The sequence below is a fragment of the Staphylococcus sp. GDX8P54P genome (assembly GCF_017893165.1).
Taxonomy (GTDB): Bacteria; Bacillota; Bacilli; order Staphylococcales; family Staphylococcaceae; genus Staphylococcus; species Staphylococcus borealis.
On sequence record NZ_JAESMM010000024.1, the window covers coordinates 1,892 to 24,734 of the forward strand.

General features: G+C 33.8%; 17 protein-coding genes, 2 tRNA genes and 1 riboswitch. Of the genes, 1 reads left to right on the forward strand and 18 read right to left on the reverse strand.

Translation table 11 applies throughout. The features are described from left to right. Positions 1–9 precede the first annotated feature (9 nt). Positions 10–231, forward strand: coding sequence for a hypothetical protein (locus tag KA909_RS09065; RefSeq protein ID WP_210130124.1), 222 nt, complete (start codon positions 10–12; stop codon positions 229–231). Between the two features lie 89 nt (positions 232–320). On the opposite strand, the gene KA909_RS09070 is transcribed toward KA909_RS09065, so the two are convergent. The 18 genes from KA909_RS09070 to KA909_RS09155 form a co-directional block, all read right to left on the reverse strand. Next, on the reverse strand, positions 321–2,876 hold the full coding sequence (locus tag KA909_RS09070) for a DEAD/DEAH box helicase family protein (protein WP_210130114.1): 2,556 nt from the start codon (positions 2,874–2,876) through the stop codon (positions 321–323). A gap of 2 nt (positions 2,877–2,878) precedes the next feature. Further along, the gene (locus KA909_RS09075) at positions 2,879–4,807 is read right to left on the reverse strand and encodes a site-specific DNA-methyltransferase (RefSeq protein WP_210130115.1); all 1,929 of its coding nucleotides are present in this window, start codon (positions 4,805–4,807) and stop codon (positions 2,879–2,881) included. A 137-nt stretch (positions 4,808–4,944) separates the two neighbouring features. Next, the gene (rlmH, locus tag KA909_RS09080) at positions 4,945–5,424 is read right to left on the reverse strand and encodes a 23S rRNA (pseudouridine(1915)-N(3))-methyltransferase RlmH (protein WP_037552500.1); all 480 of its coding nucleotides are present in this window, start codon (positions 5,422–5,424) and stop codon (positions 4,945–4,947) included. Between the two features lie 402 nt (positions 5,425–5,826). Continuing rightward, positions 5,827–6,627, reverse strand: a complete 801-nt coding sequence (locus KA909_RS09085; RefSeq protein ID WP_193839831.1) for an MBL fold metallo-hydrolase — start codon at positions 6,625–6,627, stop codon at positions 5,827–5,829. A 792-nt stretch (positions 6,628–7,419) separates the two neighbouring features. Then, positions 7,420–8,211 (reverse strand): two-component system regulatory protein YycI, encoded by a 792-nt coding sequence (locus tag KA909_RS09090; RefSeq protein ID WP_210130116.1) that lies wholly within the window; start codon positions 8,209–8,211, stop codon positions 7,420–7,422. Further along, positions 8,212–9,546 carry a YycH family regulatory protein gene (locus KA909_RS09095; RefSeq protein ID WP_193839830.1) on the reverse strand — a complete coding sequence of 445 codons (1,335 nt, stop codon included), beginning with the start codon at positions 9,544–9,546 and terminating at the stop codon, positions 8,212–8,214. It lies immediately after the preceding gene. Next, positions 9,536–11,362, reverse strand: coding sequence for a cell wall metabolism sensor histidine kinase WalK (gene walK, locus KA909_RS09100; protein WP_193839829.1), 1,827 nt, complete (start codon positions 11,360–11,362; stop codon positions 9,536–9,538). Before walK ends, KA909_RS09095 begins: the two co-directional genes overlap by 11 nt. Positions 11,363–11,374: 12 nt before the next feature. Continuing rightward, positions 11,375–12,076 (reverse strand): response regulator YycF, encoded by a 702-nt coding sequence (yycF, locus tag KA909_RS09105; RefSeq protein ID WP_011274375.1) that lies wholly within the window; start codon positions 12,074–12,076, stop codon positions 11,375–11,377. Positions 12,077–12,594: 518 nt separating this feature from the next. Next, positions 12,595–12,667, reverse strand: a tRNA-Asp gene (locus KA909_RS09110). 7 nt (positions 12,668–12,674) lie between these two features. Next, positions 12,675–12,749: transfer RNA gene (locus KA909_RS09115), tRNA-Glu, on the reverse strand. 368 nt (positions 12,750–13,117) lie between these two features. Next, entirely contained in the window at positions 13,118–14,401 is a 1,284-nt protein-coding gene (locus KA909_RS09120; RefSeq protein WP_053030338.1) for an adenylosuccinate synthase, read from the reverse strand. 279 nt (positions 14,402–14,680) lie between these two features. After that, the gene (gene dnaB / locus KA909_RS09125; protein WP_053030337.1) at positions 14,681–16,075 is read right to left on the reverse strand and encodes a replicative DNA helicase; all 1,395 of its coding nucleotides are present in this window, start codon (positions 16,073–16,075) and stop codon (positions 14,681–14,683) included. 682 nt (positions 16,076–16,757) lie between these two features. Then, positions 16,758–17,204, reverse strand: a complete 447-nt coding sequence (gene rplI / locus KA909_RS09130; protein ID WP_016930923.1) for a 50S ribosomal protein L9 — start codon at positions 17,202–17,204, stop codon at positions 16,758–16,760. Next, positions 17,201–19,168 (reverse strand): DHH family phosphoesterase, encoded by a 1,968-nt coding sequence (locus tag KA909_RS09135; RefSeq protein ID WP_053030336.1) that lies wholly within the window; start codon positions 19,166–19,168, stop codon positions 17,201–17,203. The genes rplI and KA909_RS09135 overlap by 4 nt, the downstream gene beginning before the upstream one ends. A gap of 27 nt (positions 19,169–19,195) precedes the next feature. Then, complete coding sequence (locus KA909_RS09140) at positions 19,196–20,122, reverse strand: YybS family protein (protein ID WP_247878250.1); 927 nt, start codon at positions 20,120–20,122, stop codon at positions 19,196–19,198. Positions 20,123–20,244: 122 nt separating this feature from the next. Continuing rightward, positions 20,245–21,213, reverse strand: coding sequence for a homoserine O-acetyltransferase MetX (metX, locus tag KA909_RS09145; protein ID WP_053030334.1), 969 nt, complete (start codon positions 21,211–21,213; stop codon positions 20,245–20,247). Positions 21,214–21,282: 69 nt separating this feature from the next. Beyond that, a riboswitch (SAM riboswitch) is annotated at positions 21,283–21,384 on the reverse strand. 100 nt (positions 21,385–21,484) lie between these two features. Beyond that, entirely contained in the window at positions 21,485–21,814 is a 330-nt protein-coding gene (locus tag KA909_RS09150) for an AzlD domain-containing protein (protein WP_053030333.1), read from the reverse strand. Next, positions 21,811–22,506, reverse strand: a complete 696-nt coding sequence (locus KA909_RS09155) for an AzlC family ABC transporter permease (RefSeq protein ID WP_193839827.1) — start codon at positions 22,504–22,506, stop codon at positions 21,811–21,813. Before KA909_RS09155 ends, KA909_RS09150 begins: the two co-directional genes overlap by 4 nt. Positions 22,507–22,843 lie beyond the last annotated feature (337 nt).

Sequence of the window (22,843 nt, forward strand, 5' to 3'; positions counted from 1 at the left end):
GGATTATCTATGAACCATGAAACCACACACTCAGACTGGCGAACAGTTGCTAATTGCTTAGCATCGCAAAATTATATTTCAATTGTAAAAGGTATAGTACATCATTTTACAGCGATTGAAGATGAAGAAATACTTCATAAAATCTATGAAGATTTTATGAATGATGATACTATAACAACGGTATTTAATAATGATTTACAGACAATTATTAACCATTATATATCAAAATGAAAACTATACTAATTACAATAAAAACAGAGCATCCTTCACTTTGCAGTGAGGGATGCTCTTATTAATTTATTTTTTTATGATAAATAAATTTAACTTAATAATTTGTCATTAAGTTGCTCTTTAAATTCTTGACGTTTTAACGCATCATCAGAATAAAAACATAAACCAACTAATCTAACACTTTCATTTTCAGCGAGTACTTCAATATCTTCTCTCTTATTGATAGATAACATAAACTGTTCTTTCCACTCATCATTTAATAATAAATGTTGGCCTTTAGGTTCTACAAATACTTGATAAGTATAATTATCATCTTTTAAGTAGAGTAAGAAATCAGGCATAAATCCTCTTACACCATTAATTTCTCTAAATTTAATTTTACGTTCATTACGAATTAAATAGATTTCATCATATTTTTTTTGTAAATCTTCCATCATATTATTAATTAAATCAATCAAATCACTCTCTAAACCATTTACAATCGCTTTATTATAAATATACCAATCATGTTGAATCATATTTTTGGGTCGTTTCTGACTCTCTAAATCTGAAACATCTCTATTAACATTATTAACTTCAACCACGTAATCATCGATTAATTCTGACATTTTAATACCTTCAAAAATTGTTGTACCTTTAACTTTTAGATAATTATTTTTTATTTTTGTTTCCAGTTTGCTCAAATACTCATTTAATACAGATAATTTGACTTTAGGCGTTATATCACTGACATCCATATCTTTAGGAATGGTTACGCTTATATCTAAATTGCCTAGAAAATCTTTTGATTCAATAAATGTCTGCATACTTGTAATACGCGGTACGTACTCTTTTAAATTAGAATATCTAAAAAACGGATTACTTCTTAATGCTTTTTGCAATAATGGTTTACTTAAACTTAGTTTCACTTCTTTTCGATTTTCTGCTATATTTTTAATCCCTTGAATTAAATTTGATTCACTCGTTTTATATAAGTCTTTTTTATAAATTCTTGTCGCACTGTAATCTTCTAGATTTTGATAATCTTCTGAGGTTGTCGGGACTGTTTTATTGATATATATGTTTCCATTCTTAAAAAGCTCTGTCTTTTTAAATTTACTTTTTACTTTGCCTTCGTACACTTCACTAATATCTGCGTTGGTTTGTACTTTTGCTTCTGTTAAAGATTGATGCAAATTTTTAATATAAGTAGAATCATTAATCGTGTGATAATGTAAAGTCTCGATAACTTTTAAATCACTAAGTTCATAGTCAAATCTACGTTTATAAGAGTTTTTCCTATTATAAATAAATGGATAATATCTAGCCCCTCGACCAATAAGTTGCGCTTCTGCATTTGTTGCAGCTTTATTCACTTTCTTCTTCTCATCAATTTTCACAATATCAAAAAGATTTAAAACATCCCAACCTTCATTGAGTTTGTACACTGCAAAAATAGCTCTTATTGGGTTATCTATATCTTCTAAATTATTCAGTAACTGAGCATTTTTTTCTTTTTCTTTATCATTATTTACATTTAATGTCGTTTGTTTATTAAAATCCCATTTCAAGTCATTTAATACTTTTGTTAAATTAGAGTGTTTATAAAAGCTAAAAACTTTACTCCAAATACTATTTTGGCCAGAGTAAAATTTATAGCCGTCATTAATAACCTTTTCTAATTGATCAAAGGTTAGATGTTCTAGATGATTTAACATCATTTGTTGTATTTCTTGGGAACCTTTAATAGAGGTAGATTGAAACATAATAACCGGTTTAAGTATAATGTCATTTTTTTCAGCTATATATTTTTTATATTCACTCATTAGCAAAGCATGTAAAATTTTTGATTCATTTTCTTCACTTGCATGTAGAAGCGTTACATTTTTTGAATAACCATTTTGCATGAATTCTTTTAAATCATATCGATATAAAATTTTATCTTTATATTTTTCAAAAATATCGTCTTCTAACTGTACCGTTGCTGTAAATTCTAGTAATTTATTCTTATTGTTTTGCTTCATAATTCGGTCAACAGTTACTTCCCAGTTCGTTTCTTCAATTTGTATTGTATCCTTTTTTCCTTTTTTCTTTGTACTTACATTCAAATGGTGCGCTTCATCAGCTAATAATACAAGTGGAAATTGAGCTAAATCCTCATATGTAATTTCATTTTCTCTTGGATAATTTAATTTATCGTGTAACGCATTAATTGTTGTTAATTTAAGATAAATCGTATTTTCATCAGGTAAAATAGGATAATTCTCTACTAATTGAATATTAATTGATTTACCGTCAATCACGATACCTTCTGGATTGAATAAATACTTACTAGATACTGTATTCGTTAAATTGTCATACGTTTTATTAACAATTGCTGTACTATTAACAAAAAATAAAAAATTTTGATATCCTTTTTCTTTAAATAAATATAATATTGAAGCGGCTAATACAAGTGTTTTTCCAGAACCTGTTGCCATATTAAACATCAATCGATCACATTTAATTTTAGCTTTTTCTTCTAAAAACATTAATCTTTCTACTGCTTCTTTTTGATATGGTCTTAATTTATGATTTAAATTGTCAACTATATAATTTGGCACTTGTTCATAAGGATTAAATATATCAAAACTATATGTAAGCTTATCATGTAATAATTCTGACATTACTACTCGCCTCCATAAAAACTATGATTAAATGCTATTTCATCTTCGGTAAAATTATATGCAGTATCCTCAATATCAGAGTAATTAACATATAGTTGATTACTATCTAAGACTCTAATTAATACTTCTTTTTGTTCATCAAGCTTCAATTCATTGAACTCTTTTTTTCTATTTACGAACTCGTTAAAGTCTACTTCATAATTAAGCACACCATTATCTAATAAATTATCAATTTGTTGGTTAAGCTCTTCTTTTGTTTTACTACTTATAATTCTATCTACAATATCTTGGTTTTCTTTTGCTAATTCAGCATATACAAAAGAGCCTCCTCCATGCCAATCAACATCTTTAGAAATACCACCTTGTTCGCCTTCAATTACTTTCTGTAATCTTGGAACTGAGACAGTGTTAATGTAGTCCATTTGTTCTATACCTATATACTGACGGTTCATCTTGTGAGCGACAGCTTGAGTTGTAGCCGAACCCATAAAGAAATCCAACACTAAGTCTTGTTCCCTTGTTGATATTTCTATAAAATCTTTAATCAATTCTTCTGGCTTAGCAAAATTAAAAATTTTTTCTTTAAAGAGATTCTTAATCTGATTGGTACCATTTCCACTACTATACGTCGGTTTGTACATCAGAGTTTTTGGCTTATATGATGGTAAATCCCCTATTTCTGGTCTTTGTTTTTTATAAAGACTTATATTATTATCATTATTAATCACAATAACATCTTCAATATTTCTTTCTAAAGTAGATTTTTGCCATCTCCAAGACATTTCTTGACCATTTGTAATTGGTAATATTTTTTCTTTATACCCCTCTTTTTCGATAGTACTAACACTACCATCGTCAAATAAAAATATTGGATAAAATAGGTTTGGTCTTTTATTTCTAGGAGCATTCACTCCGGTTGCTTTTAAATTCGCCCCTCTTTTATAGAAGCCTATTTCATCTTGTTGCCATTCTTCTAGTTTTTCAGAATTTTTTAAACTGAGTTGATAAAATTCTGCTTTCGTTTTATTTTTGCAATAAACTAAAACATATTCATGTGTACCTGCAAAAGCAAATTGATCTTGATTTCCTTTTAAGTTCATGACCACTGTCAAATTATTAATGAAATTTTCTCTACCAAAAATCTCATCTGCTAATACTTTTAAGTACGCTTGTTCGTTATCATCACATTGAATCATAATTATTCCATCGTCCTTCATAAAATCTTTAGCTAAAACTAAGCGATTTTTTATAAAGGTGAGCCATGTTGCATGATTAAACTTATCGTTATATACAAAACTATCACCTTTAGTATTATAAGGTGGATCTATATAAATCATTTTTACTTTACCGGCATACTTTTTTTTCAAGCTATATAATGCAATTAAATTATTTCCTTTGATAATCAAATTATCATTTTCTGAAAATTTTACATTTTTACATTTTTTGTTTTCGTCGTATTTTTTTATATTTGTAAATACCTTTGGTGACACTAATGTATCAATTTCTTCTTTAGCAATGACTTGATTGTAAAATTTTTCGTCATTTTTTAAAATACTGTCTTCTTTTGTCATTCCACCTTCAAGAACACAGTCCTTAAATGGAAAATCTAATACGATATCAGAATTATAATCTAAATATTTTCCTTCAGATGTTAACCCAATTTTATTAGCGTACTTTGTATAGCTGTCTTGCCAATAATTTTTATAGCGTAGCATTGAAATAAACGCTTCTTTATCAAATATTTTATAACCGTCAATATCTTGAACATATGTTTCATAGATAGATTGACTAGATAAAAGCCTAGAAATCAACTTGCTATTATTATCTCTTAAATCTTCTATTACCAATTGTTTTGCTAATTTCCCATTTATCCAATATCTTTCAATATTATTTAATATCTCGCTTATTTCATCGAGTAATCTTACATTCATATTATCACTCCATATTATGTGTTGAATATTAGTTTATATATTTATGATAATAGACATTGTAATATAGATATACTATGAATGTAGATTTTTTAGAAATTTTATGATGAAATTATAATTAAACTGCATAAAAAACCGCATCACTTATGATATGCTTCGCCTCGCATGATCTTAAATGCTCTGTATACTTGTTCGATTAAGACGACGCGCATCATTTGATGTGGGAACGTCATTTTGCTGAATGAGAGTGCGTAGTTGCTGCGTTTTAAGACGTCTTCATGTAATCCGTTTGATCCGCCAATCACAAAGACGAAGTCACTTTGTCCTTGTGTCATGCGTCGTTGCATTTCCTCAGCTAAACCTTCTGAGGACAACATTTTACCTTGTATTTCTAAAGTGATGACTGTGGCTTGCGGCTTTATTTTAGCTAATAAGCGTTGGCCCTCTTTTTCTTTCACTTGTTCTATTTCTTTATCACTCATATTTTCAGGTGCTTTTTCATCGGGTACTTCAATAATTTCAATTTTGGAATATGCACCTAATCTTTTTTCATATTCTGATATTGCTTGTTTCCAATATTTTTCTTTTAATTTACCCACAGCTAAGATTGTTATCTTCATAAAATCCTCCATAGATCTTAATAGTTATCCTACTTATCCACAAGTTATCAACTTGTTAACAGAATTCCCTCTAATTATAACAGTAATGTATACGAATTACGGGAAAATCTTTTAAAATATCCCGCTTTATGTGATTATCTTTGTATATCTGTGGATAAGTCTGTGAATAATGTGAGTATTTCTGTGTGTATTATACACAAAAGTGGATAACTCATCCTCGTTTTGGGGATAACTTTAAGTAAGTCTTAAATATTTATTCACAGATTTGAGCTAAATCTTGTTATAATAAGGTTCATTTTGAATAATCATGTATAGTCCAAATTATTAGATAATTAACTCAATACATAAAAAACAACCTACTTACAAATACTAAGTTTATAAGTAGGTCGTTCGTCTAAATAATTACAATGTATATATCGGTGTAGCTTGGGCTTTATCTGTATCACATAATAGCACTTCTTTTTCAGTGTCTATATCATGTTCATTTAATACTTGTCCAACGCTCATACGTGCTAAATCTTTCATATTGTTATCTTGTGATAAATGTGAAAGGTAGATACGTTTCGTATTACCTGTAATCACGTCTGTCATCGCTAGTCCTGCATCTTCATTAGACACATGCCCCATATCACTTAAAATACGTTGCTTCGTCTTCCAAGGATAGCGACACATACGTAACATATCCACATCATGATTACTCTCGAACATAAAAGCATCACTACCTTGAATCATACCTTTCATTCTATCTGAAACATAGCCTGTATCTGTGATCATCGTAAATTTCTTATAGTTATTGTGGAAAATGTAAAACTGTGGGTCAATCGCATCATGCGATACATTAAATGATTCAATATCAAAACCTGCAATTGATTTTGTTTCATACGGATTAAAAATGAATTTTTGATCCATTGGAATTTTACTATCCTTCTTCTCTATTGCTTTCCAAGTATTTTCATTCGCATAAATCGGTAAACCATATTTACGCGCAAGTACACCCAAACCTTTAATATGGTCACTATGTTCATGAGTAACTAGAATGCCGTTTAAATCTTTTATATTTCTATCAATTTGACTAAATAACGCTTCCATCTTCTTGCCAGTGAGTCCAACATCTACTAATAGACTGCCTTTATCACTTTCAACATAAGTGGCATTCCCTGTACTACCACTCGCCAATACACTCATTCGTATCAAGCGACTCATCCTTTCTACTTCCGACAACTTACACTATATTTTAGAGTGCCTTCAGTCTAATTCCTTATATTCTGCACTCTTTAATTAAAAAAATGAAGTTTCGAACAAACCATATCATTCGAAACATTCCAGTTCTCTAAAATACCTTTATATTATACTATACCAATACAAAAATTAAAGTTCCAATCCCTTGTTTATATACAACACTTACACATATAAATAAAATAAGTGCATGAGACACTAATAGACTCACACACTTACTATACTTTCCACACCAAATATCATTTCTTTCTAATTAAGAACAGAGAATGGTAATCTATTGAAAATAACCATTCACACACTCACATACGCAGTTCTAAGATAGATAACGAAACAGAGTTGCGGAAACTCCTAGGGGAGCAGTAGTTTCAAAGAACCTAAGTGCTTTAACACTTAGGTAAGTAGCTCTAATGATGGATAATAAATGGTGTTGCGCGACTCCTAGTGGAAAAGAAAGTGTCGAGTGACTACAGGCACGAGCCTTTCCCACAGGAAAGCGTCGCAACCAAAGAATATTATCCATCCAAGAGCTGCTTTAGAGACAGCACCCCAGGAACGCGAAGCAACTTAAACGAAATTAAAACATTTTAATTCGACAATAAGAGCCTGAGCATAATTCAATGTCTCAGGCTACATATATATTTGGCAGTAGTTGACTGAATTAAAAATGCACTTGTAACAAGCTTTTTTTAATTCTAGTCAACCTTGCCGGAGCAGGACCACGAAATAAATTTTGGAAAAATATTATTTCTGTCCTGCTCCCTAGTTATCAATCACTTTAGGATTTGATGATGTCGCTTCAACATAATAGGTCTTCACATCTTCCTTACCTTTATGCTTCACTTTAATTTCCCAGTTTGCTTGCAACAACTGCACGTTCGTTTCTCTCACAACAGAGTAATATCCTAATCGTGCATCCAACACTTCATCGCCTGATTTTAAGTAACGATTAAAGTATAACGTTTCAATCGCTTTACGTGGTGTAATGACCTGTTTCTTAGGATTATTATCACTCTTCGCAGGTTCAATCTTATTCATTGCAGATTGCTCATAACTTGTCGCTTTACCATCATTTACATTAAAACGTAAACGTGCTTTGTTATTATTCATCAAAGGATAACCTTCATACGTCTGCTCGTATGTCACAGCATTAGATGAAACATCGCCAAGTTGATACATCTTACCATTGTAGATGTTGCTCATGATATAGTCTTTTAAATCACTTAAATTACTATCACTCACATTAACCGTACTATCGATTTCACCTGTTAACGTATTACCTGAATACTCCGTTTCTAATGAGGACTTACCTTTCGCATAACTCTTAAAATCTTTAGACTTAGCCGTAATCATCTGCATCTTCGTACCACTCACATCTTTATTTAGCAGATCATTCGAAATTTTAATTTCTTCTTGTTGAAATTTCACTTCATTATCACTTTCAGATTCATTGATTTGAGACTTCGTAACCTTATTCACGTAAATCAATACAAGCAGGATATTGACTAGAATAAATACGAAAATAAACAATGTCTTCGTTCGTTTCCAATTCATTTATTCAAGCCTCCCATCCTCATAAGCATACCAATCGCCATCGTATTGAATATACCACGTTGGCACAAGCTCACTATTACGCTGCACTTCTATATCATCTTTATCAGGTCGATCATCCTCTTTATAGCCAATGACCATATTCGTAACCTTTTCAAAATCTAGGTTATGATTATTTGCCAATGAAGAACGCACACTTTCAACACTATCCAGTGACTTCGTTTCACCCTCTAGAGGTACACTAGAACGTAATAAAGCGCGTTTATAATCATAAATACCTTTGTCTCCCCAAGTCACTTCAATATCATTTAATTGCTGATCATTAAATGTTGGATAGCCATTGAGGAAGAGTTGATACGTTAATTCACCGGATAAATTTTCTGTATTGAACAGACGGAAATCATCGTTAAAGAAGCCACCATGCCCATTAATATATTCAAATGTGCTTGGAATGGTTGAGTCCATATCACTCGAACTTGATTCATCTTCAGATAAATTTTTATAATGATATTTTTTGCTTTCATCATTATAGTTCGCTACACCAGTGTTATTATTATACGTCGTCGAACCACTCTTACCGCTTCGGATAATCACTGAGTCGTCAAATAAAATCGCATTCATCGTTTCGACTGGAATCGTATCATAAACCATACGGTATGAACGCATATCTTTCGGATGACTTGGTGCGAATATATGTGTCGCTTTATCAATCGTATCTTTATTCGTAATCACTTCTGAATATTTCTGCATTTCATTATTTAAATGATCCATCACTTTAATAAAGTGATTTGCCTTTGCAGTCATCGTTACTTTCATGACTTCATGACGGTCTTCGCTAATCGCAAACAACTCTAAATTACCTTTAGGGTTTTGGCTAACGATGATTCGATTAAATTTGAAATTTTTAGGTACTTTCGCTGATGAATTTAACACTTGGCCTAAATACGTTGTTAAAGGCATATCATAAGTGAAATCCAGTACAGTAAAGTGGTGGTCATTTAACATAGGGATATTTAAATTATAATCTCGTTGAATGTGTTCCACTTTACTGACTTCGTGATTTTTCAATGTACCTATGACTTGAGACAACTGCGCTCGAGAAGGTGCCAAACCTTTCACTTTATCGCCTTTAACTTCTACAATTTGATACGGCGCTATGACATTTTCGATATTGGCAGACATTGGCTTGCCGATTGTCTTAGTATTGCTCTTTTTACTATCTGTACTATCGATGTTATTCAAGTCTGGTGAGAAATTCCATACCATAAACGTTAGTACCACACTCATCATGACTAATAGGAAAAGAATAATCGATTTAATATGTTCTTTACTCTTCATCCCAATCACCGTCGTCTATAACTTCACATGGAAGTGTAATAAATATCGATGTACCTTGTCCTTCAACACTGTTTGCCCAAATACGTCCATTGTGTGCTTCTACAATCTCTTTCGAAATGGCTAGTCCTAAACCAGTACCTCCCATTTTACGTGTACGCGCTTTGTCTACACGATAGAAACGATCAAAGATTTTATCTACTTTGTTAATCGGGATACCGATACCATTATCTTTAATACGAATCGTCATACGATTATATAACGCATTCTGTTTCACGTGGAACTCGACGCGTTTTTCACCACGAGAGTATTTCATCGCATTCGTAATAACGTTATCAAACACTTGCGTCATCTTATCTGGATCGATTTCTGTGAAGATCGTTTCAGATGGAATTTCACGTACAAATGTCGTGTCTTTAGCTGCCATTTCATGACGATTAATAATCTTATTGATGAACATGTTAAAGTCGACAATTTCTTTCGTAATTTGTTCAGATTCGTTATCCATTTTCGATAATTGAAGTAAATCATTAACAAGACGAATCATTCGTTCTGTCTCTTCACGTGTAACGGATAAGAATGATGGTGCTAAATTGTCATCTTTCCAAGCACCTTCTTCAAGTGCCTCTATATAACTGTTCATAGATGTTAAAGGTGTACGCAATTCGTGTGATACGTTTGCAACGAATTCACGACGTTCACGTTCAACTTGTTGTTGCTCAGTAACATCATGTAATACCGCTATGTAACCCGTCACAAATCCAGTTTCTTGAACAATTGTACTGAAATTCACACGTGCGATAATCCCTTCCTCTTCATTCATATCTAATAAGAAACTATCGTTATTCTCTTGAATTTCATCTAATGAGAACTCATCTTCTAAATTCAATACACTAAGCATATAGTAGCCAATTAAGTCTTCTCTAGCCATACCTAGCATTTTGATAGCCATATCATTGACGATACGTACACGACCACGTCGGTCTGTTGCGATAATACCGTCACTCATATGTGTGATAACTGAGTCTAATCGACGTTTCTCACTCTCAGTATTTGCTTGTGCTTCTTGAACACGCTTAGACAGGTTATTGAAGGCTAAAGCTAATTCACCGATTTCGTCATTACCATATATCTTAACGCGTTGTGTGTAATTACCTTTAGACATCTCTACCGTCTGATTACGCATATCTGTAATCGGCCTTGTAATCGTCCTTGCGATAAAGAAACCAAGTATCACTGTAATGAATAGGGAAATCGCAGTACCAATAATGAAGATTTGGTTGATGTTGTTCAACTGATTATAGACATCATTGATATTCGATTCTATGTAAATATTACCAATCGTCTCATTGCCATTTTTGACTGGCAAATTGTAAATCCAAATTCGTTCTTTACCGCTACCATAGTCTTTCAAGACATTGTGACTATTAGATTCACCTAGCGATAAGGCTTTTTGAACGGAGTTATCATTTACCTTCTGATTAATCATATTATGCGATGATACCTTCGCTGTAGCCATTATGATTTGATCTTTATCAATAAAACGAATTTCTTCAATTTCTTGACGGTTGGCATACTCATTTAATAAACTTTGAACTTCTTTTTGAGCGTTAGATGGATCATCTCTATATATCCGCTCAATATTAACTTCGAGCTGAGTCGCATATTGCTTAATATTCTTCATGAAGTTATTTGTCAGTTCTTTTTCTAAACTATTAGTGAAATACAGACCGATAATCTGCATTCCAATAATAATCAATAACACATAAACAATAACGAGCTTGGTGTGAAGGGATTGTAACTGTTTCAGCCACTTCATAGTCGCAAACTCCTAATCGTGTTGTTGGAGGAAGTATCCAACGCCTCTACGTGTCACAATATACTCAGGGTGTGAAGGATCGTCTTCAATCTTCTCACGTAAACGACGAATCGTTACGTCAACTGTACGCACGTCACCAAAGTAATCATAGCCCCATACAGTTTGTAATAAATGTTCACGTGTCATCACTTGACCCATATGTTTAGAAAGATAGTGGAAGAGTTCAAACTCTCTGTGTGTCAATTCAATATCTTCCCCGCGCTTCTTAATAGAGTAAGCGTCTGGATAAATCACAATATCTTTGATTGTAATTTCATTTGTCGTACCACTTACCTCTTGCGCTGGCTGAGAATAATGACGACGTAAGTTCGCTTTCACACGTGCGATTAATTCACGTGTACTGAACGGTTTCGTAACATAGTCATCTGCACCCAGTTCAAGGCCTAATACTTTATCGATTTCAGAGTCTTTCGCTGTTAACATAATAATAGGCATTTCGAATTTCTTACGTACTTCACGGCACACTTCCATACCGTCACGACCAGGTAACATGATGTCTAATAATACGATATCTGGTTCTTCTTCATATATTAAATCTACTGCATCATTACCATCATAGGCACAGTAAACATCATAACCTTCTTTTTTCAAATTAAACTCTAAGATGTCCGCAATTGGCTTTTCGTCATCGACAACAACTACTTTTCTTGCCATATCTATAAACCTCATTTCTCAAATTATAGTTCTATATTTCAATATTCATTCTTATAAATTAGTAAAGATTAAACTGTGATTTGATGCGTTTTAATAAGTTTATAGCGCATATTAATCTACTATATAATTTACCATTAATATTCATGTAATTCTATTTTCATATTTAAAATTATAGAATAATATTCGTTTAAAGTTTACCACTCTAATTTAATATTACAAATAAGTTGAACCCTTTGAATACGGGACAAAAGTCGTAGTGACGCCTATTCAACGCATTATTACAGAAAGATGATACGACTCAATAGTTGTGTAGCAAGCATTCTATTTTAAACCGATGATTAATATTAAGATTCTGTTGCGACGTCATCTATTTGTAATGCAAATGAATGTCTTACAATATTTTGATTTAGTTTGTATTGATTTTTTGGGAAAAGATTTCAAAAAGGGATTAAAAATAATATATGAAAAATAGCATGATGAAGGCATAAAAAAATGCCTATCCTTTTGGATAAGCAATACGGTCTCGACGGGAATCGAACCCGCGATCTCCTGCGTGACAGGCAGGCGTGTTAACCGCTACACTACGAGACCTAAAAAATGGTGACTCCTACGGGACTCGAACCCGTGTTACCGCCGTGAAAGGGCGGTGTCTTAACCGCTTGACCAAGGAGCCGTTCTTAAGCACAAGATAGATTATAGCACAGGCTTTATTTTGAAGACAAGACATTTTTTACATAATTTTAATATTTTTTTATAAATCCCTTAATTTTTAGAAAAGCATTATTGTAACAAGGATTTTAAGGTTATATATGTATCATTTTAAATCTTTTTACACTCATATTTGTATAAAAAATAGGCACTGAACGAATCAATGCCTACAAAAATAAATGGTATTTCCGGAATGATGAACGGGTTTCAGTGAGCAGGTTTTTCGGCAGAAATTCTCAAAGCTCGGCAAAACTTGAGAAACAGTTTTGCTCACTTTTCGATTCTGCTCAAAACCTAAACGCTCACTTCCACACCTTTTCTTCGCACCTTTTCTTACCACAATTGTTCTAATAAATTTGTTTGATCACGGTCTGGACCTACTGAGAAGATTGAAATACGTACATTACATAATTCAGAAATGCGTTCTAAGTATTTACGTGCATTGTCTGGTAATTCTTCCAATGTACGGCAACCAGTGATATCTTCTTTCCATCCTGGTAATTCTTCAAAGATTGGTTTACAACGACGTAATTGATCAAGGTTAGCTGGATATTCTGTAATTTCTTCTCCATCTAATTCATATGCAGTACAAATCTTCACTGTATCAAGACCTGTAAGCACGTCGATAGAGTTAATAGATAAGTCTGTAATACCGCTAACACGACGAGAGTGACGTAAGACAACTGAATCAAACCAACCTACACGACGTGGACGTCCTGTTGTTGTACCGTATTCACGACCAACCTCTCTAATATGATGTCCATCTTCATCAAATAATTCTGTAGGGAATGGACCGTCACCTACACGAGAAGTATATGCTTTACATACACCAATCACTTTAGATACGAAAGTTGGGCCTACACCTGTACCAACTGTTACGTTACCTGCAACAGGGTTACTTGAAGTTACGAAAGGATATGTACCGTGGTCAATATCTAACATGACACCTTGTGCACCTTCAAATAAAACTTTTTCTTCAGCTACAAATGCATCGTCTAAGATTTTAGAAGTATCCGTAACAAATTCTTTTAGACGTTGACCTGCAGCATAGTATTCATCAAAGATTTCATCGAAACGTGGGCAAGTTTCATTAAACATACCTTTGAAATATGCATTTTTAACTTCAATGTTTTCTTTTAAACGTCTTTCGAATGTTTCTTTTTCTAATAAGTCAGCCATGCGGATACCAATACGTTGTGCTTTATCAACATAAGCTGGTCCGATACCTTTTTTAGTCGTACCGATTTTATTATCGCCACGACGACGTTCTTCATATTCATCTTGTGCTAAGTGATATGGAAGAATGACTTGCGCACGGTTAGAAATACGTAAGTTTGAAGTAGATACACCACGTTCATTTAAAGCGTCTAACTCTTTTAATAATGCAACTGGATCTACAACAACGCCGTTACCAATCACTGCTAATTTATCTTTGTAAAAAATGCCTGATGGTACTAAATGTAATTTATAAGTTTCTCCACCAAATTGAATCGTATGACCTGCGTTATTACCTCCTGAAAAGCGCGCAATAACATCTGCTTGTTCTGCTAAGAAATCTGTAATTTTACCTTTACCTTCGTCTCCCCATTGTGTCCCAACAACTACGATTGATGACATGTGAGCACCTCCAAAGTTTTCTCAATTAACCATTAAGTATTCTATCAATACGAACCTTATAATGCAAATAAAAATCGAACATTAAATTTAAGACATATCACGTCATTACTTAAATATTATTCTATTCAATAAATCTTTTAAAACGTTGATATTAAGCGTATTAAAGTTCTTTTTATCAAAAATCATTATACATACTTACGCTTAAAAATCATTGCCAAAACAAAATAAAAACCGTACATTTAAGTTTACAAAACTTTTAATGTACGGTAAAAAATATTTTTATGACATATCCGCATGTGCATAATCAATGTCTGTAAATTTATTATATTGTTTCATAAAGTGTAGCTTCACAGTCCCTGTCGGACCATTACGTTGTTTAGCGATAATGATTTCAATTTCGCCATTTTCATCATTTGATTGTGGTTCGAAACCTGCGTCATCATCCTCACCCTCGCCACGATTATAATAATCATCACGATATAAGAAGGCAACGATATCAGCATCTTGCTCGATAGAACCAGATTCACGAATATCACTCATCATTGGTCGTTTATCTTGACGTTGTTCCACACCACGAGATAACTGACTTAGTGCGATAACAGGACATTCTAATTCACGCGCAATCGCTTTTAATGTACGTGAAATCTCAGATACTTCTTGTTGTCTGTTATCAGAAGCACGAGAACCACTACCTTGAATCAACTGTAAGTAGTCAATCACAATCATATCTAAACCGTGCTCTTGTTTTAAACGACGACATTTAGAACGTAAGTCTGTAATTCGAATACCAGGTGTATCATCGATGAAAATTTTAGTACGTGATAATTTACCGACTGCAATTGTAAATCGATTCCAGTCTTCTTCTGTCATCGTACCTGTACGTAATCGGTTAGAGTCCACATTACCTGAACTACAAATCATACGTGTTGCTAATTGGTCTGCCCCCATCTCGAGTGAGAAAATACCAACAGTATAATTACCTTCATGTGTCGCTACCTTTTGCGCAATATTAAGAGCGAAGGCAGTCTTACCTACTGAAGGACGGGCTGCTAAAATAATTAAATCATTTCGGTTAAACCCAGCTGTCATTTGATCTAAATCGCGATACCCGGTAGGAATACCCGGTGTTTGACCACTATTTTGATCGAGTTCTTCAGCTGTTTCATAAACTTGCCCTAATACATCTCTAATATCCTTAAATCCATCACTTTGTCGATTAGATGATAGTTCAAGAATGCGTCGCTCTGCATCACTTAAAATCGCATCTAATTCGAGTTCATTATCATAACCATCATTCGCAATGCTATCCGCAGTTTGAATTAATCTGCGCTTCAATGCATGATTTGAAACGATATTTGTGTAGTACTGAATATTACGTGTCGTTGGTACATTATTTGAGAGTTCCGCTAAATATTGAGGACCACCAGCCTCACTTAATGTACCTTCTTTAGTTAATTGATCCATTAACGTTACGACATCAATTTCATCACCATCTTCATTCAGATTCATCATCGCTCTGAAGATGTGTTGGTGGGCACCTCTATAAAAGGACTCAGGAAGAAGCACTTCCTGAGTCGAATTAATCAATTGTGGATCTAAAATAATTGCACCTAAGACAGATTGTTCAGCTTCATTGTTATGTGGCATTTGTTTTTGCTCATACATATTATCCATTGATTCATACACCTCTAAATCTAATCCATCTAAAGTTTCTCAAACACAGTGCAACATTGCTCAATTAAATTTTAATTCTAAGATAAATGGTCACTTGCTTAAGTTGTTTCGCTTTCCTGTGGGAAAGGGAGTGGGACAGAATTCTTTTAAATTCGTCGTCCCACCCCTGCAAGGGTGACTAGAACTGAGAAAAGCTTGATTTAAGCGCCTTCTCAGTTCAGTCAACTACTGCGAATTTGCTAAATAGCATTATTATATTATTTATGTCCCACTCCCGCTTTCTTTTCCACTAGGAGTCTCACAACTACGCTGCGTTATTTATCTTAGCATTATTTGTTTGAGTTACTTATCTTCCCAAATTATTATAATTAGCAATTAAAATTAAAAACTTGTTTTACTTTTTCAAGTTAAATAATAACTTTATTTTTAAAATTACGATTTTGAAGAATTCCACTTAAGATAAAATAATAAATTCTTTTTAGAAAAAGAGAAATTTTGTGGTTGGCTAACGAAGCGTAGTTGAAAGACTCCCGAGGGAACAGTACAAGTTGAAGACCTTAGAATTACCCACAGATTTATCTGTGAGGTAATTCTGGCTAAAACTGTACCCTGGGAAAGCGTATCAACTTAAGCGTAGTTAAAAGCCAACCAACAAAATTTCTTTCCGCTAGGAAAGGAAAACTTATTTTTCTACTGTATGAACACGAATAGTTCCTTCAACTTCTTTATCTAATTTAACAGGTACATTTGTATAACCTAATGCATGGATACCTTGAGGTAAATCCATTTTACGTTTATCAATTTTAATATCATGTTGTGTTTTAAGTGCTTCAGCAATTTGTTTCGTACTTACAGAACCAAACAATTTGCCACCTTCACCAGTTTTAGCACTTACTTCAACTTCGATTTCTTCTAATTTAGCTTTTAATGCTTTAGCGTCATCGATTTCTTTTTGTCTGTCCGCTTCAGCACGTTTATTTTGTTGTTCTAATTGTTTTAAATTACCTGGAGTTGCTTCAACAGCATAGTTATTTTTAATTAAAAAGTTATTTGCATAACCTACTGGTACATCTTTAATTTCGCCTTTTTTACCTTTACCTTTAACGTCTTGTGTGAAAATTACTTTCATGCGTCTTCACTCCTACTCATTTGTTCTGTAATTGCTTGTTGTAATTGTTCAATCGCTTCTTCAATTGATAATCCTTTCAATTGCGTTGCAGCATTCGTTAAGTGACCGCCGCCACCTAATGCTTCCATCGTTAATTGAACATTAATAGAGCCTAATGAACGTGCTGAGATACCTATTAAGTTATCTTCACGTTTAGCCACAACATAAGAAGCCTCTATACCTTCTAAACTTAACAACTCATCCGCAGCTTGTGCAACTGTAACAGGATGATAAATTTTTTCGTTAGAACCATGTGCTATCGCTATACCATTATCTTGAACTTCAACTGTTCGAATAAGCTCTGAACGATTAATATACGTATCGACATCATCTTTTAAGAAATGTTGTGTTAATATCGTATCTGCGCCGTGAGCACGTAAATAGCTTGCAGCGTCAAACGTTCTAGAACCTGTACGTAATGTGAAGTTACGTGTATCAACGATAATACCTGCATACATGACTGTAGATTCTAAACGTGTTAAACGTTGTTCAGTTGGTTGATATTCTAATAACTCTGTCACAAGTTCTGCTGTCGAACTTGCGTAAGGTTCCATATAAACTAATAACGGGTTAGAAATAAAGCTTTCTCCTCGTCTATGATGGTCAATGACCACTTTACGGTTAGCTTTATTTAAAATGTTCTCATCTAATACCATCTCTGGTTTATGTGTATCCACAACGACGATCGTAGATTTAGATGTCATCATATCCCAAGCTTCATCTGATGTGACGAATCGCTCTTTCAATTCTGGTTTCTTATCGATTTCATCCATTACACGACGTAATGTTGGATCAATATCTTCCTCATTCAAGACTACGTAGGCTTCTAAGTTATTCATTAATGCGAATCTTGATACACCTATCGCTGCACCAATCGCATCTAAATCGGGACGTTTGTGTCCCATAATAATTACTTTGTCGCCTTCGGTTAAGATATCCTTTAATGCATGAGAAATAACACGCGCTCTTACACGCGTACGTTTTTCCATCGGGTCAGTCTTACCGCCATAGAATCGTACATTTCCGTTCATATTTTTAATTGCTACTTGGTCACCACCACGACCTAATGCTAAATCTAAACCAGATTGTGATAACTCACCAAGATCAATTAAGTTCTCAGTACCTTCACCGACACCGATACTCAATGTTAATTGGGCACGGTAACCAACACTTTTTTCGCGTAGTTGGCTAAGAATTTCAAAGTTCGATTCTTCAACTTCGGCTAATATTTTTTGATTTAAATACGCAACGAACTGGTCAGAATTATAACGTTTGAAGAAAATATTATATTCTGATGCCCAACGACTAATCACTCGTGTTACCATTGAGTTGATTTCAGAACGTTGTGTGTCGTTCATATTTTGCGTGATTTCATCATAGTTATCTAAGAATAATGTTGCAATAATCGGTTTTGATTCTTCATATAGTTCATTGGTATGCACTTCATCTGTGATATCAAAGAAATATAGACAATTTTCCTCTTCAGAATGACGTACATGGTAATGATATTGGCCATGTTCGATTTCGACTTCTTGCACCTTTTCCAACTGCTTTAAAATATTCGGAAAAACTTCATTGACTGGTTCTGAGATGACATTCGTTTCTAAGTGTTCAGACATGTACTGGTTAATCCATTCAATATGATCATCAGCATCAAGAACGACCATGCCAATTGGCAATCGTTTAATTGCCCTATTGCTTCCAGCCGAGATATGACCACTTAAATTATCCACATAATTATCCATTTTCAACAAGGCCTGTCTTACTAATACAATGCCAATAATAATCATCACGACTAAAATAGCTGCTGCAATGGTCGCAACTAATGGTTTAAAGATAAACCATACTACGACAAGTGCAATTGAAGTAAGTACCATTAAAATAAATGGTATGAGTAATGCCTTCTTAGTGGATTGACGGTTCATTATTCCACCTCTATTCACTTTTTAAAGTCATTTTTTAATCATTCGTTTTAAATTAATTCCTAAATCAAGTACACCAAGTAATGCAATGATATGTGTTGCTGGTGTAATAATTGTCCCCACAACCATCAGCAATATCGTTACAACATTTGGAATACGTTTTGCTTTACCAAAGAAATGAATTAAACTCAATCCTTGGATATACATCAGTAATGATAACACAACTTCGAAATTTAATACGATGCTTTGGAAAGTACTTGGCCCTGTTGCGAACATTACGCATAATAAAACAACCATATAAACCCAAAGTAATGAACGGTTAAGCTGCCAAGCAAATAATGGTTTAAAAATTGGTGTAGCTACTTTAAATTTACGAAGAATTGGAAATGTAATAATTATGTTAATTAAGACTAAAATAAAGACTATAACGATTATAAAACTTGGAAGTTGGACTGCCATTTGACGGAACCCTTCTTCAAGAATCGTTTTATAATCTGATTCTACGCCTGTCGTTACAACCGCATTGTGCATTGCATCTTTGAAAGGCTTAATTAATGTCGTAGCGCTAGGTATCTTTTTAAACGTTTGTAATAGCATAAATGCGACTAAAGTAAATATACTTAAATATGTTGTAGCTATAAATAAGATGCGTTCTTTAGAGGCACGTTCTTTCAATAATTGGCCAATAATAAAGCTAAGCATTAAAACTAAAATCATGGCACTTAATACAAATGTATTACCCAATAATGTGGTAAGAATAACTGTGATTAGCGCTCCAATTCCAAATGATGGAATAGATTTATTCCATAAAATAATGCCTGGAATCGTAGCGAATAAACATAGAATCAGCCCTAGTATTGGTAATACATACGTAACTAAAGCAACCATAACAAGTGCAATTGTTCCTATAATTGTTGCTTTAGGATGTACTTTTGAAAACACATTCGCCACTCCTATACTTTTTTGACTATAACCTCTATTTTAACCTCTAAGCAAAATTAAAACAAATTGTGAAGATTGAGTAATATACGATTCCATCATTGCGTGTTTTCTTCTATATTCTAACTTACCCGCTTCATCTATTTTCGTTTGAAGTTCGTTACTTTAAGAAAATGATATAAGTTCGGTGCCCAGTCATTGAAATTTAATAAAAAGCCATCATGACCTACATTATCTGGAACGAAGAAATGGCGATGATATTTAAAACGCTCCCCTACTGCTCTCACTTGATCATCTGGATATAATAAATCATCCGTGAAGCCCATAGTTAAAACCTTTGTATCTAATGATTGATAAACATCATCCACATTTGTACGTCCACGGTCAACATTATGACTATCTAATACATTTAACATTGTCAGGTAGCAGGATAAATCATAAGTTTCTTTAAATTTATTACCTTGATGTCGTTGATAGCTTACAACTTCGTCGGGTGAAAAGCGTTGATCATAACTTTTAGATGACCGATACGTTAGAAATCCTAATTGTCGGGCAATACTAAGGCCTTCTTTGCCGCCAAGATGAATCGCCTCACGTGCAATTTCGTTGAACGCACGACTATACGATGATGTTTTATCCGTAGCCGCTAGAATAACCGCCTTATCCACTTGAAATTGATGGTTGTAGAGCAGTTCCATAACTTGCATACCACCTAAACTACCACCAATTAAAATATTAATCTTGTTGAAACCAAGCGCTTGAATCCCCATTTCAATTGCTTTCACAATATCCCTCAACGTTAAATGCTCCGGAAAATTAGGATCAGTTAAAGGAGAACTTGAACCAAAGGGGCTACCGATGACATTGAACGTAAGAAATTGATAATCATAAATCGGCATATAACCGCCATCTATGATTTCACGCCACCAACCAGGCGCATCATCTGTGCCATATGTTAAATGATTACCAGTAAGCGCATGGCAGACCACAACGAGTGGTTGCCCCGCATAGCCCACATGTTCATAACGCAATTGTAAGTTTTTAATCATTTCGCCTGATTCAGTTGTAAAAGGTCCTAAATTTAATGTTTCTACCGTGTAATTGGTCATGCGGTTACCTCCTTTGAATACTAAAAAAATCGCCTATACTCTTCAAAGTATGAGGCGATTCGTCTCTATTACTTATCATTCGAGTATCTCGTTGGTCGTAGCACCGTGCGTATGCATCGCCGGTTGCTGAAGTTTCTTAGGGCCGTGTCCCTCCACTTCTCTTAATAAGTTCTATTATCTCTATTCATTTACTTATTCAAATTGTAATTTGAATTTATTGTATCTAATTGTATAGCTAACTTCAATCGTTAGCTATTGGGTTCTGCCTTTTCTAAAAGAAAAAACGTAGGCCTGCAATCAGCACAATACCTACTAGAATGGTTGTAGTCAGACTACGCGTGAAAAGTGCAATAAACACCGTTGGAATCGTCACAAGAATAAACGGAATATTAAGGGTGTATCCTGCTACACCTTCCTGTTGTACGATAATGCCATCTAATATCAGTGCTGTAAATAATGTAATTGGAATAAATGATAGCCATTTAATTACCGTTTCTGAGAGTTGAATACGTGAAATCATTAAGAATGGAACTACTCGAATGATTAACGTTACAAGTCCACATAACACGATTAAGATAAACATATGCCAAGATGTTGTCATTTATCCATCACCACCCCTAATGTTGCTGCTAGCATCGATGCAATCAGAATTGCAACGTATGATGGCATAAACCAACTTAAGCTGAGCATCATCACGATAACAAATACGATAAGTACAAGGTATATGCGTAGTTTAGATGATGTGATTGACTCAAATTGTGCCATGGTTAAAAAGATAAACATTGCTGTAATCGCAAAATCGAGACCCAACATGTCTGGATTAGAGATATATTTACCAAGTAATGCACCAACAATACTGGCTAGTGCCCAAAATGCATATGCGGTTAAATTTAAGCCATGTAACCACCGATCGTTTATCTTCTCCCCTTTTAAATGCGGTGTGATAGCGACGCCAAATGTTTCATCTGTCAAAATTGAAGACAGACCTAGACGATTCCAAATACCATAGTCTTTATAATTGGGTGCTAACGTCATTGATAATAGGAAGAAACGTGAATTGACAATCAATGTTGTAAGAACAATAGCAGAAATCGGTGTGCCTGTAGCAACGAGTGCACAAATAATAAATTGTGCTGCGCCAGCATAGACAAGTAAACATAATAATAGTATTTCAATGATACTAAAATGTTGTGACGCAGCTACAATGCCAAACGATAAACCAATCCCAACGTATCCTAACAAAGTAGGTATACATTCTTTAACGCCTTGCTTAAACGTCACATGTGATGTCATCTTTGTAACCTCCCTTTATGCTTAATATTTTAGAACAGTATTTTATTAATAATTTTAGTCTAATATACGGATGCTAGAGTGGCAACAACGTTAGACATAGGGTTGTGTGATGTTAGACTAACAGAATACTTAGAACTACTGATTTAAAGGGATATCTAATGTGTCTATTTTTTGACAACAAAGCGTATATTACACCTCTGAAAGTAGTCTAAATCCATCCTTTTTACTTCATCACTTTATTAAGAAAAAGTGAATTTTTAACATGATTGATTGTATATTCAAGACATCATAGACCACAATTCAATGTAGTTTCATTGCAGCATTCCTGCCACCTATT

Coding starts and splice junctions, on each gene's coding strand:
- KA909_RS09120 (WP_053030338.1), bottom strand. CDS start 14,401: ATGTCATCAATCGTAGTTGTTGGGACACAATGGGGAGACGAAGGTAAA.
- KA909_RS09090 (WP_210130116.1), bottom strand. CDS start 8,211: ATGAATTGGAAACGAACGAAGACATTGTTTATTTTCGTATTTATTCTA.
- rlmH (WP_037552500.1), bottom strand. CDS start 5,424: ATGAAGATAACAATCTTAGCTGTGGGTAAATTAAAAGAAAAATATTGG.
- KA909_RS09095 (WP_193839830.1), bottom strand. CDS start 9,546: ATGAAGAGTAAAGAACATATTAAATCGATTATTCTTTTCCTATTAGTC.
- rplI (WP_016930923.1), bottom strand. CDS start 17,204: ATGAAAGTAATTTTCACACAAGACGTTAAAGGTAAAGGTAAAAAAGGC.
- KA909_RS09085 (WP_193839831.1), bottom strand. CDS start 6,627: ATGAGTCGCTTGATACGAATGAGTGTATTGGCGAGTGGTAGTACAGGG.
- KA909_RS09070 (WP_210130114.1), bottom strand. CDS start 2,876: ATGTCAGAATTATTACATGATAAGCTTACATATAGTTTTGATATATTT.
- dnaB (WP_053030337.1), bottom strand. CDS start 16,075: ATGGATAATATGTATGAGCAAAAACAAATGCCACATAACAATGAAGCT.
- yycF (WP_011274375.1), bottom strand. CDS start 12,076: ATGGCAAGAAAAGTAGTTGTTGTCGATGACGAAAAGCCAATTGCGGAC.
- KA909_RS09155 (WP_193839827.1), bottom strand. CDS start 22,506: ATGACATCACATGTGACGTTTAAGCAAGGCGTTAAAGAATGTATACCT.
- KA909_RS09150 (WP_053030333.1), bottom strand. CDS start 21,814: ATGACAACATCTTGGCATATGTTTATCTTAATCGTGTTATGTGGACTT.
- walK (WP_193839829.1), bottom strand. CDS start 11,362: ATGAAGTGGCTGAAACAGTTACAATCCCTTCACACCAAGCTCGTTATT.
- metX (WP_053030334.1), bottom strand. CDS start 21,213: ATGACCAATTACACGGTAGAAACATTAAATTTAGGACCTTTTACAACT.
- KA909_RS09065 (WP_210130124.1), top strand. CDS start 10: ATGAACCATGAAACCACACACTCAGACTGGCGAACAGTTGCTAATTGC.
- KA909_RS09075 (WP_210130115.1), bottom strand. CDS start 4,807: ATGAATGTAAGATTACTCGATGAAATAAGCGAGATATTAAATAATATT.
- KA909_RS09135 (WP_053030336.1), bottom strand. CDS start 19,168: ATGAACCGTCAATCCACTAAGAAGGCATTACTCATACCATTTATTTTA.